The organism is Leclercia sp. 29361 (genome assembly GCF_011290365.1).
Lineage (GTDB): Bacteria > Pseudomonadota > Gammaproteobacteria > Enterobacterales > Enterobacteriaceae > Enterobacter > Enterobacter tamurae.
The window spans coordinates 734,248-748,938 of the sequence record NZ_CP049786.1 but is presented as its reverse complement, the minus strand read 5'-3'; the positions used below and the strand labels follow the sequence as shown (position 1 = coordinate 748,938).

The following is a 14,691-nucleotide window of genomic DNA, read 5'->3' as shown; positions in this document are numbered from 1 at the left end:
GTCACGCAGGAATGATTACAGCAGTTCGCCGATCATTTTTTCCAGTTTTTCCTGGTCGATAGCAAACTTACGGATACCGTCCGCCAGTTTGTCTACCGCCATTGGATCCTGGTTGTGCTGCCACAGGAACTCGGACTCAGTGATGCGCTCAGGACGGGCTTTAACTTCGCCGCTGAAGCTCAGCTTACGCTCGATCGCGCCTTCGCTTTCTGCCAGCTCTTTCAGCAGCGCAGGGGCGATGGTCAGGCGGTCACAGCCAGCCAGTTCCAGAATTTCGCCAACGTTACGGAAGCTTGCACCCATCACCACGGTTTCATAGCCGTGCTGTTTGTAGTACTCGTAAATCTCGGTAACGGAAACCACGCCCGGATCTTCAGACGCCGCGTACTCTTTCTTGTCGGTATTGGATTTGTACCAGTCCAGAATACGGCCCACGAATGGAGAGATCAGGAACACGCCCGCTTCTGCACAGGCACGCGCCTGAGCAAAGGAGAACAGCAGGGTCAGGTTACAGTTGATGCCTTCTTTTTCCAGCTGTTCTGCAGCGCGGATGCCCTGCCAGGTGGAGGCCAGTTTGATCAGGATACGGTCGTTGCTGATGCCAGCATCGTTGTACAGTTTGATCAGGCGTTTGGCTTTGGCGATAGACGCTTCGGTGTCGTAGGACAGACGCGCATCGACTTCAGTCGAGATACGGCCCGGAACCAGCTTCAGAATTTCCAGACCAATGTTAACAGCCAGTTTATCCGTCGCATCGACAACCTGCTGATCGCGGGAGCTGCTCTGGCTTTTCGCCCAGGCAACGGCGTCGTCGATCAGTTTGCGGTATTCAGGGATCTGTGCGGCGTTCAGAATCAGAGAAGGGTTCGTTGTGGCATCCTGCGGCTGGTACAACTTCATTGCCGCGATATCTCCGGTGTCAGCGACAACAGTCGTGAACTGACGAAGGGAGGTTAATTTATCCGTCATGATAGTGTTTCTCTTTAACTTGCCCTGGATAATTCGCGTTACCAGCGGGATGCCAGAAACGGAAAAATGACAGGTTTACTTGTTAGGGGGATGTAACCGGTCTGCCCTGATGATAACACGACGGAAGGTCAGCGCAACCGCAGACAATGCGCTGAAAGATACTGTGATAAACTTGGCAAAACTCCGGACTGCTAATTACCTGTTTGCTCACTCATTAGTAGCGATTACCTATGCACTTTGGCATCAACAAGAGGGACGTTAATGCCTGATTATCTGTCGTTTATTAATGAAATTTTGTGGGGTTCGGTGATGATTTACCTGCTGTTTGCGGCAGGGATCTGGTTCACTTTTCGCTGCGGTTTTATTCAGTTTCGCGCCATTCCCCAACTGCGCACTAATCTGAAAAACAGCCTTAGCCCCCAGCCGGGAGGTTTAACCTCGTTTCAGGCGCTCTGCACCAGCCTGGCGGCGCGGGTTGGCAGCGGTAATTTAGCCGGGGTGGCGCTGGCGATTTCGGCGGGTGGCCCGGGGGCCATCTTCTGGATGTGGATGACCGCTATCATCGGCATGGCGACCTCCTTTGCCGAATGCTCGCTGGCCCAGCTGTATAAGGAAGCGGATAAGCAGGGGCAGTTTCGCGGCGGCCCGGCCTGGTATATGGCCCGCGGCCTTGGCATGCGCTGGATGGGCGTGCTGTTTTCTCTCTTCTTACTCATCGCCTACGGCCTGATCTTTAATACCGTTCAGGCCCACTCGGTTGCCCACGCGCTGCGTTTCGCCTTCGGCCTCCCGGAAATCATCACCGGCGGCGTGATGGCCCTGTTCACCTTAGTGGTGATCATCACCGGCATCAAAGGCGTCGCCCGGTTGATGCAGTGGATGGTGCCGGTGATGGCGCTGCTGTGGGTGATCGCCAGCATGGTGGTCTGCGCCTGGCATGCCGACCAGCTCCCTGCGGTCTTCACCCTGATCGTAAAAAGCGCCTTTGGCTGGCGCGAAGCCGCCGCCGGTGCGCTGGGTTATACCCTGAGCCAGGCCCTGACGGCCGGTTTTCAGCGCGGTATGTTTTCCAACGAAGCGGGCATGGGGTCAACCCCCAATGCCGCCGCGGCTGCTGCCTCCTGGCCCCCTCACCCGGCCTCGCAAGGCATCGTGCAGATGATTGGCGTCTTCGTTGATACCATCATCATCTGCACCGCCAGCGCGATGATCGTGCTGCTGGCAGGCCCGGTGGATCTACCGGCTAATACCGACGGCGTGCAGCTGGTGCAGCAGGCACTGATCAATCTGACCGGAGGCTGGGGCGCTGATTTCGTGGCCTTTATCATCGTATTGTTCGCCTTCAGCTCCATCGTGGTGAACTACATCTATGCCGAAAACAATCTGATTTTTTTGCATCCCGATGCCCGGAAATCCCGCTGGCTGCTACGGGGCGGCGTGGTGCTGATGGTGCTGCTCGGCTCCCTGTTAAGCCTGCCAGTGGTCTGGCAGCTGGCGGATATCGTTATGGCGCTGATGGCGATCACTAATCTGACGGCGATCCTGCTGCTCTCTCCGGTGATCAACGTAATCGCCCGGGATTATCTGCGCCAGCGAAAGCTGGGGGTCCAGCCGGTTTTTGATGCCTCACGTTATCCCGAGATTGCAGCGCAACTGGCGCCCGGCGCCTGGGACGATTTGCCGCGTCAATAACAGCCATCGATCAATCGAGGCGGTTTTTTTGTTAAAATCGCACCAAATCTCCTGCAAGGACTGGATATGCTGATTCTGATTTCACCTGCTAAAACGCTCGACTACCAGAGCCCACTCGCCACCGAGCGTTATACCCAGCCTGAACTGCTGGATCATTCGCAACAGCTGATCCGCGAGGCGCGCAAGCTTTCAGCGCCGCAAATTGCCAGCCTGATGAGCATCAGCGACAAGCTGGCGGATCTTAATGCCACACGCTTTCACGACTGGCAGCCGGATTTCACGCCATCCAATGCCCGTCAGGCGATTCTGGCCTTTAAAGGCGACGTCTATACCGGCCTGCAGGCAGAAACGTTCAGCGAAGCTGACTTTGATTTTGCCCAGCAGCATTTACGCATGCTCTCCGGGCTGTATGGCGTGCTGCGCCCGCTGGATCTGATGCAACCTTATCGTCTGGAGATGGGCATTCGCCTGGAGAATGCAAAAGGCAAAGATCTGTATCAGTTCTGGGGCGAGACCATCACCGACACGCTGAACGATGCGCTGAAGGCGCAGGGTGACAATATCCTGATCAACCTGGCGTCGGATGAGTACTACAAATCGGTCAAACCGAAAAAGCTGGATGCGGAAATCATCAAGCCGGTGTTCCTCGACGAGAAGAACGGCAAGTTCAAAGTGATCAGCTTTTACGCCAAAAAAGCGCGCGGGCTGATGAGCCGCTACATCATTGAAAACCGTCTGACGAAGCCAGAGCAGCTGACGGCATTCGACAGCGAAGGCTATGTCTTTGACGAGGAAGCGTCAGGGAAAGGTGAGCTGGTGTTTAAACGCCACGAGCAGTAACGCAAAACCCCGCCGGTTGGCGGGGTGAGTTTAATGGTGCTTCCAGTCCGGTCCATGACGGTGATCGTCATGACGATCGTTGTGGCGATTATCGTGATGCTCGCCATGCGGACGCCAGCGATTGTCGCGCCACTCGTAGTGGGACTTCCACCAGTCATTGTCACGCCAGCGGCCGCCATCCCAATGGTGACCCCGATTATCCCGATCGCCAATCTGCAGTTTAACCGCCGGTACCAGGGTGATTTCAGCGGCCTGAACCGCCATCGGAGCCACCAGCATCAGCGAAAGTGCGATAAGTGCAGGTTTCAGTTTAGACATAGGTTACTCCTTATTATTCTTGCCCGATGTGGGCCGATGTAAGGAGATTACGTGAGGGGCGTGGAGGATGTTATTCTCTGCAATCCTATTCTGTAAGTGACCGCATTTATTGGGAATTCCTACTTTTTCCCTGCTATTTTTCTCCTTATTTTCTCCATAAAAAAGCCGGGTGGCGGCTTCGCCTTACCCGGCCTACGGTATGGTGCTTTTGTTTACCCGCGGGTCATCATCAACTTACGCAGCTCGGCAAAATCGGCTGGCAGGCTGTGGGACAGCAGCGGCAGATCGGCACGCTCGGCCAGCTCTTTCGGCAGCGGCAGCGATTCACCGAGGATCTCGTCCACACTCTCTTTAAACTTCGCCGGATGCGCGGTGCCGAGGAACAGGCCGTACTCGCCCGGGTTCAGTTGATCGCGCAGGGCGCGGTACGCCACCGCCGCATGCGGTTCGGAGGTGTAACCCACCTGCTTCAGCTCGCGCATGGTCTCTCTGGTGGTGTCGTCGGTCACCGCAGCATAACCCAGCTCATTGAGACGCCAGATTTTACGGCGGAACAGCTCTTCCACACGTGGCCAGTTGTTAGGCTGTGACACATCCATGGCGTTGGACAGGGTGGCCTGCGTGGTGTTTGGCGTCCACTTGCCCTCTTTCAGGAAACGCGGCACCGTGTCGTTGGCGTTGGTAGCGGCGATAAAGCGTTTCACCGGCAGGCCCAAAGACTTCGCCAGCAGGCCAGCGGTGAGATCGCCAAAGTTACCGCTCGGCACCGAGATCACCAGCTGGTTGCGCGCTTCCTGCGGCAGCTGGGCTACCGCTTCGAAGTAGTAGCAAATCTGCGCCAGCAGACGGCTGATGTTGATCGAGTTGGCGGAGTTCAGACCCAGCGCGACCTTCAGCTCTTCGTCGTCGAAGGCCTGCTTAACCAGCGCCTGGCAGGCATCGAAGTCCCCGTCGATGGCGACAGTTTCAATGTTGCCCCCGAGGGTGCAGAACAGTTTTTCCTGCAGCGGGCTGATTTTGCCCTGCGGATAGAGGATCACCACGCGCACGTTTTTCAGGCCATAGAAGGCGTGCGCCACTGCCGCACCGGTATCGCCGGAGGTGGCGGTCAGGATGGTGACCGGCTTATCGCCGCTGATGTGAGTCAGCATCTGCGCCATAAAGCGGCCGCCGAAATCTTTAAATGCCAGCGTCGGGCCATGGAACAGCTCCAGGCAGCCCACGTCCGGCTCAACCTGGCTTACCGGCGCAGGGAACGCAAAGGCCGCGCGGACGCGCTCTTCCAGCAGCTCCTGCGGGATCTCATCCCCGATAAAGGCGGAGAGAATTTTAGTGCTACGGGTGACGAAATCCTGTTTCAGCATCTCGTCGATTTCGGTCAGACCAAATTCCGGCAGATCGTGCGGGAAGAACAGCCCCTGGTTTTTACCCAGCCCCTGCGTGACGGCCTGTGCAAAGCTAACCTGCTCGTTATGATCTTTAAGATTATAGAGTTTCATCGTTTATCCCAGTACTCGTGCGCCGGCCGTATCCAGACGGCAAATATGAACAAAGCCTTCCTGATTTTGCAGGTAATTTTTCCCCAGCCATTCTGCGACCCGCTGCGCCGTATCCGGTTTGTCGCACAGGGCAAACAGGGTCGGACCGGAACCGGAAATGCCGCAGGCCAGGGCGCCGATATCCAACGCCGCGCTGCGCGCTTCGTTGAAGCCCGGCAGCAGTCTGGTGCGGTATGGCTCGGCAATAACATCTTTCATCAGTTTTGCCGCCAGAAGCGGCTGACGGGTATAACAGGCATGAATAAAGCCCGCCAGATGACGACCGTGCGCAATGCAGTCCTGACGGCGGTACTGCGCCGGCAGGATGGCGCGCGCTTCCGCGGTCGACACTTTGATGCCCGGATAGGCCAGCACCCACAGCCACTCATCAAAGCCTGGCACCTGCTGGCTGATGATGCCGTTCTCTTCGATCATCAGCTGCATGCCGCCCAGGAAACAGGGGGCGACGTTATCGTAATGAATACTGCCGGAGATGCGCCCTTCCAGCTCGCCCATCAAGGCCAGCAGGCGGGTGTTATTCAGCGGTTTGCCGCAATGTTCGTTCATCGCCACCAGCGCGGCCACCACCGAACAGGCGCTGGAGCCCAGCCCGGAACCGATCGGCATGCTTTTTTCGAGGGTCATGGCGACCGGCACGTTTTTGCCGATCTCCTGACAAAAACGCTCCCAGCACTGATAAACGATATTCTCACGCGGATCGGTCGGCAACTTGCTGGCGAAACGCCCGACGTTGCTCAGACTGAAGCTGTCCGCGGCCTCTACCGTAACCGTATCCCCCAGCGATGAACCATCCACCGGCGTCACCGCCGCGCCCAGCACATCAAACCCAACGCTCATATTGGCGCTGGAAGCCGGGGCATAAACTTTGACCATGTTAAACTCCTAACTTCCATGACAGGGTACGCAGCAGATCGGCAAACACGCCCGCCGCCGTCACATCATTCCCTGCGCCATAGCCGCGAAGGACCAACGGCAGTGGCTGATAATAGTGGCTGTAAAACGCGAGGGCGTTTTCGCCATTTTTCACTTTGTACAGCGGATCGTTACCGTCTACCGCCGCCATCTTCACCCGGCAGACGCCGTCTTCTTCAATGTTGCCAACATAGCGCAATACCTTCCCTTCATCACGGGCTTTTGCGACCCGGGCCGCGAAGGCATCGTCCAGCTGCGGCAGCCGGGACATAAAGGTCGCCACATCCCCGGAGTCGTCAAAACTTTCCGGCAGCACCGGTTCGATCACGATATCCGACAGTTCCAGCTCCCGGCCCGTTTCGCGGGCCAGGATCAGCAGCTTACGCGCCACGTCGGTGCCGGAGAGGTCGTCACGCGGATCGGGCTCGGTGTAGCCCAGCTCGCGTGCTACGTTGGTCGCTTCCGACAGGCTCATGCCTTCGTCCAGCTTGCCGAAGATAAAAGAGAGGGAGCCCGACAGGATGCCGGAGAAACGCTGCAGTTCATCCCCGGCATTGAGCAGGTTTTGCAGGTTTTCGATAACCGGCAGCCCGGCGCCAACGTTGGTGTCGTAAAGGAACTTACGGCGGGATTTCGCCGCCGCGTGGCGCATCTGATGGTAGTAATCCATCGACGAGGTGTTGGCCTTTTTGTTCGGCGTGACCACATGGAAACCTTCGCGCAGGAAGTCGGCATACTGATCGGCTACCGCCTGGTGCGACGTACAGTCGACAATCACCGGGTTCAGCAGATGGTACTCTTTCACCAGACGGATCAGGCGGCCGAGATTAAACGGCTCTTTCGCCTCCGCCAGTTCTGCCTGCCAGTTCTCCAGGCTCAGCCCGTGAACGTTGGTCAGCAGCGCTTTTGAGTTCGCAATACCGCAGACGCGCAGATCGATATGCTTCTTCTTGAGCCACTCCTGCTGACGCTTGAGCTGCTCCAGCAACGCCCCACCCACGCCGCCGACGCCAATCAGGAACACTTCAATCACCTGATCGGTGTTGAACAACATCTGATGGGTGACGCGCACGCCAGTGGTGGCGTCGTCGTTATTTACCACCACGGAGATGGAGCGCTCTGACGAGCCCTGGGCGATGGCGACAATATTGATGTTCGCCCGCGCCAGTGCCGCAAAGAATTTCGCCGAGATGCCGCGCAGCGTGCGCATGCCGTCCCCGACCACGGAGATGATCGCCAGATGCTCCTGGATAGCCATCGGCTCCAGCAGCTCTTCTTTCAGCTCGAGATAGAACTCTTCTTCCAGCGCCCGGCGGGCACGCAGGCAGTCCACCTGCGGAACGCAGAAGCTGATGCTGTATTCGGAGGAGGACTGAGTGATCAACACCACCGAAATACCGTTGCGTGACATGGCGGCGAACACGCGTGCCGCCATCCCCACCATGCCTTTCATGCCCGGGCCGGAGACGTTGAACATCGCCATGTTGTTGAGATTGGAGATGCCTTTAACCGGCAGGCCATCGTCGTCATTGCTGGCACCAATCAGCGTGCCTGGCGCCTGCGGATTGCCGGTATTTTTAATCAGGCAGGGGATCTGGAACTGGGCGATAGGGGCAATAGTGCGAGGGTGCAGGACTTTAGCGCCGAAGTAGGAGAGCTCCATCGCTTCCTGATAAGACATCGACTTCAGCAGGCGCGCATCCGGCACCTGACGCGGGTCGCAGGTATACACGCCATCGACGTCGGTCCAGATTTCGCAGCAGTCGGCGCGCAGACAGGCGGCCAGCACGGCGGCAGAGTAGTCGGAGCCGTTACGGCCCAACACCACCAGCTCCCCTTTTTCATTCCCGGCGGTGAAGCCCGCCATCAGGATCATATGGTCAGCAGGAATTTTGCCTGCCGCAATGCGACGGGTAGATTCGGCAATATCTACGGTAGATTCGAGGTAGTGGCCAACAGCGAGCAGTTTTTCGACAGGATCGATCACCGTGACGTTATGGCCACGCGCTTCCAGCAGACCCGCCATGATGGCGATGGAGAGTTTTTCACCGCGGCAGATCAGCGCCGCGTTAATGCTGTCCGGGCACTGCCCCAAGAGGCTGATACCATGCAAGACGTGTTTAATCTGGGCAAACTCTTGTTCAACAAAAGCTTTCAGCTGGGCATGCGGAAAACCAGGTTGGGCATCCGCCAGGCCCTGCAGCAGGTTAGCAAAGATCTGCTCTGCGTCGCTGATGTTCACCAGTGCATCCTGACCCCCGATGGTTTTTTCAATCATCGCCACCAGGTGGTTGGTAATTTTAGCCGGGGCAGAGAGTACCGTCGCCACCTGCCCCTGCCTGGCATTGCTCTCCAGGATGTCGGCAACACGCAGAAATCGTTCTGCATTTGCCACTGATGTACCGCCGAACTTCAACACTCGCATGGTTGTTACCTCGTAATCTTTAGCCGAAAAAAAAGCCCGCACTGTTCAGGTGCGGGCTTTTTTCTTTCTTTCCTGTACGCGTCAGCCCGCACCGTTACCTGTGGTAATGATGATGGTTGTGGTAATGGTGGTGATGCTGATGCGTTTCATGGATGTTGTGTACTCTGTCATTATTATCTGTCTGTGCTGTCTACCTATATTGGTTAAAGCATACGTGCCGCTAAGTCAACGAATTTCTGATTTAAGCGCCTTTCCCGACCCTGTCAGGTCTCACTGTTTGAGATTTTATTTCTGCCCGGATCGGGCCGCCTGCAATCCATATCGTGGAATATTTAACCATAATAAAAATTTATGACAGACGTTTACTCTGCCAGCTTTTTTTCGATATCGTGCAGCAATCGGTGCAACATTGCCGTGTCTCGCTGCGCTAACAGACCCAACCGCTGCTGTAGCCACTCCACCATTTTTTGGTCGTCAGCGACATTCAACGTCGTCAGCAAACGATCGGTGCGCGCACGTAACGCGGCAAGCTGGTTTTCATCTACCTCCGCCGCCGGGGCAACCGGCATTTGCATCAGAGAGGCTAATTGATAGCAATAGACCATTACCGCCTGGCCTAAATTCAGCGACGGGTAATCCGCCACCATCGGCACGCCGGTCAATACATCCGCCAGGGCCAGTTCGTCGTTGGTCAGGCCGGAATCTTCGCGGCCAAACACTAGTGCCATCTTCGGCATCCACTGGCTTTTCTCTGCCATCAGCGGCACCAGTTCTGCCGGCGTGGCGTAGTAATGGAACTTCGAACGGCCACGGGCCGTGGTGGCGACCGTAAACGAAATATCGTGCAGCGCGTCCGCCAGCGTTTCATAAGTGGTTAAATTATCGAGAATATCTCCCGAACCGTGCGCCACACGCCGCGCCGCCGGATCGTTATGGGCGTCACTGGCAACGATACGTAAATCAGTAAACCCCATGGTCTTCATGGCGCGTGCAGCGGCACCGATGTTTTCTGCTCTTGCGGGGGATACCAGTACGATTGACAAATGCATTTATGCTCTCTTTTTAGGCAGTTAGCCGATAAAAATGTGATGGACATCATCATATTACGCAGCACGAATTTACAAAATTGCAACACAAATCACCGAAATAGCGTTTCACTACAAATTAAAATCGCTAAACTATTTCAGGAATGAACTTTACGCGATAATGTTAAAGAATAGCACTTATCCCCATGTTTAATAATGATATTGCATTCCTGTGCCGGGTGTTGACATTGGATTCGCCTTGTTTATTAATCAATGAACGCAACTGGTTGGTTTATTGAAAAAATGTGACAAAGGCTAGCAAACGGCTACGATGATTTCATCAAACTGTTAACGTGCTACAATTGAATTTGATATATGTCAACGAAGCGTAGTTTTATTGGGTGTCCGGCGTCTCTTAACCTGTTATGTTGCTGTTAAAATGGTTAGGATGACAGCCGTTTTTGACACTGTCGGGTCCAGAGGGAAAGTACCCACGACCAAGCTAATGATGTTGTTGACGTTGATGGAAAGTGCATCAAGAACGCAATTACGTACTTTAGTCACGTTACGCCGGTCATGTTAATTTGTGGCATGTATCAGGCAGGTCAGGGACTTTTGTACTTCCTGTTTCGATTTAGTTGGCAATTTAGGTAGCAAACATGCAGACCCCGCACATTCTTATCGTTGAAGACGAGTTGGTAACACGCAACACGTTAAAGAGCATTTTCGAAGCAGAAGGCTACGATGTCTTTGAAGCGACCGATGGCGCAGAGATGCATCAGATCCTTTCTGAAAATGATATCAACCTGGTCATCATGGACATTAACCTGCCGGGTAAAAACGGCCTTCTGCTGGCGCGCGAACTGCGTGAGCAGGCGAACGTTGCGTTAATGTTCCTGACCGGCCGCGACAATGAAGTTGATAAAATTCTTGGCCTGGAAATCGGTGCGGATGACTACATCACCAAACCGTTTAACCCTCGCGAGTTAACCATTCGTGCCCGCAATCTGCTGTCCCGTACCATGAATCTGGGCACGGTCAGCGAAGAGCGTCGTAGCGTAGACAGCTACAAATTCAACGGCTGGGAACTTGATATTAATAGCCGTTCTCTGGTGAGCCCACAGGGTGACCAGTACAAACTGCCGCGCAGTGAATTCCGCGCCATGCTGCACTTCTGCGAAAACCCGGGCAAGATCCAGTCCCGTGCAGAACTGCTGAAAAAAATGACCGGCCGTGAGCTGAAGCCGCACGACCGTACCGTTGATGTCACCATCCGCCGTATTCGTAAACACTTCGAATCCACGCCGGATACCCCGGAAATCATCGCCACCATCCATGGTGAAGGCTATCGTTTCTGCGGTGACCTGCAGGAGTAATTCTGCACATCGGCCATAAAAAACGGCGCTTTCGCGCCGTTTTTTTATTTCCATAACCGCATCACCTCTGTATCCGGTTCCGCCGGTGGCTGTGGACGCTTTGGCTGTGAAAGCGAGTACCAGTCAAAGTGACGAGTCAGATACATCACCGCGAACAAGGCCAGCGCCAGCACGGCTGAACCCAGCAGCAGCGCACTGTCCTCCGATCGCAGCAGGAACCACATCACCACGTCCAGCCCCAGCAACGCCAGCACAAACATGCCGCTGAGCTTCCAGCTTTTCAGCACCGCCTGCAGGTAAATACCGTTCATGACCGCCCCCACCAAGCTGGCAATAATCCAGGCGGGCGTAAAGCCTACATGCTCAGACAACGCCAGCAGTACCAGATAGAACAGCACCAGCGACAGCCCGACCAGCAGATACTGCATCGGGTGCAGGCGCAGCCCGGTCAGGGTTTCGAAGACAAAGAAGGCCATAAAGGTCAGGGCAATCAGCAGAATGGCGTACTTGATTGCGCGATCCGTGAGCTGATACTGATCCGCAGGGGTCGCGACCGTGACGCTAAAGGCCGGGATCGCACTCCATTCAGGAACATCGTTGTCGTTGAACCAGCCTCCGAGATTATTGGCGAACCAGCTGCTCTGCCAGTTAGCCTGGAAACCGGAATCGCTAATCTGATGTTTAACCGGCAGGTAATTGCCCATAAACCCCGGATGCGGCCAGTTGCTGTTGAGGGTCATGGCGCTTTTACGCCCCACCGGAACCACCGCAAAGCTGCCGGTACCGGTCAGGTTCAGAGACATCTCCAGCGGGAAGCTTTTAGACTCGAGGGCTTTATCACTCAGCGGCATGTGAATGCCGGATAACGTCCCGTAAACCCCCGCCCCCGGCTCGATGCTTAACGTCTCACCATTGATTTTTGAAACGCTGACCGCGCCAATGCCTCGCGCATCCCCGACGCCGACCACGATAAAGGGTTTCCCCAGGGTCATGGTTTCACCCTTCAGCTGATCCAGTTCATCGAGCGTAAATCGGGCGCTGATTTTTAGCTCAGTATTCCAGATCTGCCCGTCATAAATCCCGATGCTTCGCGACTCAACGTGCTGATTACCGTTGACCTGCAGCGACTCCGGCAGGATGAAGTGCATGTAGCGCTTTTTATATTCAACCTGCTTTCCCTCCTCAGCCTTGAAGTAAGTTTCCGTCACCGGAATGGCGACAAGCGGGCCAACCAGCTGCTGTGGACCACTGGTACTTTGGCGCAGGGTGTTTTCGACCTCGTTGCGATAGCTCTCGCGCTCCGAAATCAGATTACCCACCATAAACAGCGGGACGAGTAACAGCAGGATGCACCCCAACAGGGTGCTGACTTTCCAGAACAGGGGGGATTTCATAGTGGCTCTCCTTTGTGATGAGGAGAGCCTAACTGCGCTATGTGGGGCCAGTTTGAAGTTATGTGAAGGGACGGTGAAGCGTCAGCGTAGCCGTCACGCCGCCGGCAGAGCGATTCTGCAAATCAATACTGCCCTGATGCAGACGCGCCACCTCCTGAACAAAGGCCAACCCGAGCCCGCTGCTTTTCAGCCCGTTCTCCCGCGGGAGCGAATAGAAGCGTTCAAAAATCCGCGCCAGGGCGTAGTCCGGGATCCCGCTGCCGCTGTCGGTCACGGTAATGTTCACCTGCCCGTGGGCTTCCGTGGCCGCAAGCTGGATCGCCCCACCCTGCGGGGTGAAGTCGATCGCATTGTCCAGCAAGTTACCCAGCGCCTGCTCAAGCAGGTCGGGATCGCCCGCCACGCAGCACGGCGTGCGCTGACGGGTCAGGGTGATATTTTTCGCTGCGAGCGTTACCGCCCGCGCATCGGCGAGCCGCGTAAAGAGCGCGTCAACGCTGACGCTCACCGGAACAATCTCTACCCGATTTTCCAGCCGGGCCTGAGCGAGAAGCTTTTCCACCAGCGACTGCATTCGCGCATTTTGCACCAGAATATTGTCGATAAAGCGGGCAGCTACCTGGGGCGGCGGCTGTTCTGCCAGAATCTCCGCCGCGCCGCGGATCGCGGCTAACGGGCTTTTCAGCTCGTGGGTGAGGGCATGAACATAGTGTTCAATATAATTTTTCCCCTCAAGGCGAATACGCATATTCTCCAGGGCCTGCGCCAGCTTGCGCAGTTCGCTGCTTCCCGGATCGGGCAACGGCAGCGGGGTATCGCTGGTAACCGAGTCGGCATAGCGCGACAGGGTGTGAATCGAGCGATTGATCCACCAGGCCACCGCAAGACCAATCAGCAACGCAATACCCAGCAGCGCCCCACCGGCCCACAGGATCCGCCGCTCGCTGCGCTTGATGACCGGGGCCATCGCGCTGTTGGGTTTGCCGACCGACAGTACGCCGATAATCCTGCCCTGATCGACCACCGGCGCGGCCACGTACATCACCGTACTCTCAGGATCGTCCGGATTGCCCGGGGTGCTGCGGGCGCCATATTCACCGCGCAGGGTCAGCCAGACATCGTTCCAGCGCGAGTAATCCTGGCCCACCGCCAGCCCGGCGGAATCAAACACCACCCGACCACGGGCATCAGTCATGTAGACGTGATATTCGTTACGCACTTTGTGAATGCCGCCGATATTGGCGCGAAAAGGTCGCTGATGAAGCTGCGAAAAAGCCTGCGCCAGCCTGCCCCGCTGCGCATCGCCCGAGAGCAGATCCTCGCGTCCGACTTCGGCCAGCAGCGTGGCGGTGTCGATCAGCGTCCCTTCCGTGGCCCTGCGCACGCCGGGCTTCACCTCCTGGACAAAGATCGACAGCACAAACCATGCCGCGATAGCCACAATCAGGAAGTACCCCAGCAACAGCCGCATGCCAATGCGCATTAATACAGTCCCAGGCTGTAGCCCATGCCGCGGTGAGTGCTGATGGGAGAAAGCTGGTCATTCACCGCCCGCAGCTTGGCGCGCAAGGTTTTGATATGGGTGTCCACGGTGCGATCGTAGCTATCGCCCTCCTCTCCCCAGACTTTATCCATCAGCTGCTGACGGGAATAGACGCGGCCTGGCGCGTTCAGCAGCGTTTTGAGCAGCAGAAACTCGTAGCGCGTCAGCGGCAGCGGCTCTCCGTACCAGCTGATGCGGGCGGCGGGCTCATTCAGTTCAAACTCGCCGATACGGACGATATCGGACGGCGCGGCGGATTTTTGCATCCGCCGTAAAATGGTTCGCACCCGGGCGCATACTTCCCGGGGTGAAAAAGGTTTGGCGACGTAATCATCCGCGCCAATCTCCAGCCCGAGCAATTTATCTACCTCATCGCTGCGGGCGGTCAGGAACAGCACCGGCAGCGCGGGATGCAGCGCCAGCAGCTGGCGACACAGCTCAAAGCCGCTGATGTCCGGCAGGCCGACATCCAGAATGGCAAGCGCCGGGATCTGCCGACGCGCTTCTTCCAGCACGGGCAGGCCGCGTTCGAAGGCCTTTACCGCAAAGCCCTCCTGCTGGAGCATGTAGATCAGCGTATCAGCGATACTGATTTCGTCTTCAACCAACCAGACCACGGGTTGCTGCATGGGATAGTC

14 protein-coding genes and 1 other annotated feature are annotated in these 14,691 nt (G+C 56.4%); of the genes, 3 read left to right on the top strand and 11 right to left on the bottom strand.

The window, feature by feature from the left end:
• Positions 1-15 precede the first annotated feature (15 nt).
• Positions 16-969: a transaldolase gene (gene tal / locus G7090_RS03585; RefSeq protein ID WP_106994176.1), complete on the bottom strand. Its 954-nt coding sequence runs from the start codon at positions 967-969 to the stop codon at positions 16-18.
• Positions 970-1,230: 261 nt separating this feature from the next.
• On the opposite strand from tal, the gene G7090_RS03580 reads away from it, so the two are divergent.
• Both G7090_RS03580 and yaaA read left to right on the top strand, forming a co-directional pair.
• The gene (locus tag G7090_RS03580) at positions 1,231-2,661 is read left to right on the top strand and encodes a sodium:alanine symporter family protein (protein WP_166181562.1); all 1,431 of its coding nucleotides are present in this window, start codon (positions 1,231-1,233) and stop codon (positions 2,659-2,661) included.
• Between the two features lie 66 nt (positions 2,662-2,727).
• Positions 2,728-3,501, top strand: coding sequence for a peroxide stress protein YaaA (yaaA, locus tag G7090_RS03575; RefSeq protein WP_166181561.1), 774 nt, complete (start codon positions 2,728-2,730; stop codon positions 3,499-3,501).
• Between the two features lie 30 nt (positions 3,502-3,531).
• On the opposite strand, the gene G7090_RS03570 is transcribed toward yaaA, so the two are convergent.
• The 7 genes from G7090_RS03570 to yjjY form a co-directional block, all read right to left on the bottom strand.
• Positions 3,532-3,819 carry a DUF2502 domain-containing protein gene (locus G7090_RS03570; RefSeq protein ID WP_106994173.1) on the bottom strand — a complete coding sequence of 96 codons (288 nt, stop codon included), beginning with the start codon at positions 3,817-3,819 and terminating at the stop codon, positions 3,532-3,534.
• A gap of 212 nt (positions 3,820-4,031) precedes the next feature.
• A complete protein-coding gene (gene thrC, locus G7090_RS03565) occupies positions 4,032-5,318 on the bottom strand; it encodes a threonine synthase (protein WP_166181560.1) in 1,287 nt (428 codons plus the stop codon).
• A 3-nt stretch (positions 5,319-5,321) separates the two neighbouring features.
• A complete protein-coding gene (gene thrB / locus G7090_RS03560; RefSeq protein ID WP_106994171.1) occupies positions 5,322-6,251 on the bottom strand; it encodes a homoserine kinase in 930 nt (309 codons plus the stop codon).
• 1 nt (position 6,252) lies between these two features.
• Positions 6,253-8,715 carry a bifunctional aspartate kinase/homoserine dehydrogenase I gene (thrA, locus tag G7090_RS03555; RefSeq protein WP_166181559.1) on the bottom strand — a complete coding sequence of 821 codons (2,463 nt, stop codon included), beginning with the start codon at positions 8,713-8,715 and terminating at the stop codon, positions 6,253-6,255.
• Positions 8,716-8,740: 25 nt separating this feature from the next.
• Positions 8,741-8,858, bottom strand: a sequence feature (Thr leader region).
• Entirely contained in the window at positions 8,797-8,865 is a 69-nt protein-coding gene (gene thrL / locus G7090_RS03550; RefSeq protein ID WP_103181027.1) for a thr operon leader peptide, read from the bottom strand. Its footprint overlaps the feature before it by 62 nt.
• A gap of 212 nt (positions 8,866-9,077) precedes the next feature.
• The gene (locus G7090_RS03545; protein ID WP_166181558.1) at positions 9,078-9,764 is read right to left on the bottom strand and encodes a tRNA/rRNA methyltransferase; all 687 of its coding nucleotides are present in this window, start codon (positions 9,762-9,764) and stop codon (positions 9,078-9,080) included.
• Positions 9,765-10,163: 399 nt separating this feature from the next.
• Positions 10,164-10,304: a protein YjjY gene (gene yjjY / locus G7090_RS03540; protein ID WP_001541509.1), complete on the bottom strand. Its 141-nt coding sequence runs from the start codon at positions 10,302-10,304 to the stop codon at positions 10,164-10,166.
• A 95-nt stretch (positions 10,305-10,399) separates the two neighbouring features.
• Here yjjY and arcA point away from each other — a divergent pair, with 95 nt between their 5' ends.
• Entirely contained in the window at positions 10,400-11,116 is a 717-nt protein-coding gene (gene arcA / locus G7090_RS03535) for a two-component system response regulator ArcA (protein WP_032616427.1), read from the top strand.
• Between the two features lie 44 nt (positions 11,117-11,160).
• On the opposite strand, the gene creD is transcribed toward arcA, so the two are convergent.
• From creD to creB, 3 genes are read right to left on the bottom strand one after another with little or no spacing between them, the layout of a single operon-like run.
• Complete coding sequence (gene creD, locus G7090_RS03530) at positions 11,161-12,510, bottom strand: cell envelope integrity protein CreD (protein WP_166181557.1); 1,350 nt, start codon at positions 12,508-12,510, stop codon at positions 11,161-11,163.
• Between the two features lie 58 nt (positions 12,511-12,568).
• Positions 12,569-13,993, bottom strand: a complete 1,425-nt coding sequence (creC, locus tag G7090_RS03525; RefSeq protein WP_166181556.1) for a two-component system sensor histidine kinase CreC — start codon at positions 13,991-13,993, stop codon at positions 12,569-12,571.
• Positions 13,993-14,682, bottom strand: a complete 690-nt coding sequence (gene creB / locus G7090_RS03520; protein ID WP_166181555.1) for a two-component system response regulator CreB — start codon at positions 14,680-14,682, stop codon at positions 13,993-13,995. The genes creC and creB overlap by 1 nt, the downstream gene beginning before the upstream one ends.
• Positions 14,683-14,691: the final 9 nt, after the last annotated feature.

Bases quoted from the DNA above. Each gene is read 5' to 3' on its own strand.
- tal (WP_106994176.1), bottom strand. From the start codon at position 969: ATGACGGATAAATTAACCTCCCTTCGTCAGTTCACGACTGTTGTCGCT.
- G7090_RS03580 (WP_166181562.1), top strand. From the start codon at position 1,231: ATGCCTGATTATCTGTCGTTTATTAATGAAATTTTGTGGGGTTCGGTG.
- yaaA (WP_166181561.1), top strand. From the start codon at position 2,728: ATGCTGATTCTGATTTCACCTGCTAAAACGCTCGACTACCAGAGCCCA.
- G7090_RS03570 (WP_106994173.1), bottom strand. From the start codon at position 3,819: ATGTCTAAACTGAAACCTGCACTTATCGCACTTTCGCTGATGCTGGTG.
- thrC (WP_166181560.1), bottom strand. From the start codon at position 5,318: ATGAAACTCTATAATCTTAAAGATCATAACGAGCAGGTTAGCTTTGCA.
- thrB (WP_106994171.1), bottom strand. From the start codon at position 6,251: ATGGTCAAAGTTTATGCCCCGGCTTCCAGCGCCAATATGAGCGTTGGG.
- thrA (WP_166181559.1), bottom strand. From the start codon at position 8,715: ATGCGAGTGTTGAAGTTCGGCGGTACATCAGTGGCAAATGCAGAACGA.
- G7090_RS03545 (WP_166181558.1), bottom strand. From the start codon at position 9,764: ATGCATTTGTCAATCGTACTGGTATCCCCCGCAAGAGCAGAAAACATC.
- arcA (WP_032616427.1), top strand. From the start codon at position 10,400: ATGCAGACCCCGCACATTCTTATCGTTGAAGACGAGTTGGTAACACGC.
- creD (WP_166181557.1), bottom strand. From the start codon at position 12,510: ATGAAATCCCCCCTGTTCTGGAAAGTCAGCACCCTGTTGGGGTGCATC.
- creC (WP_166181556.1), bottom strand. From the start codon at position 13,993: ATGCGCATTGGCATGCGGCTGTTGCTGGGGTACTTCCTGATTGTGGCT.
- creB (WP_166181555.1), bottom strand. From the start codon at position 14,682: ATGCAGCAACCCGTGGTCTGGTTGGTTGAAGACGAAATCAGTATCGCT.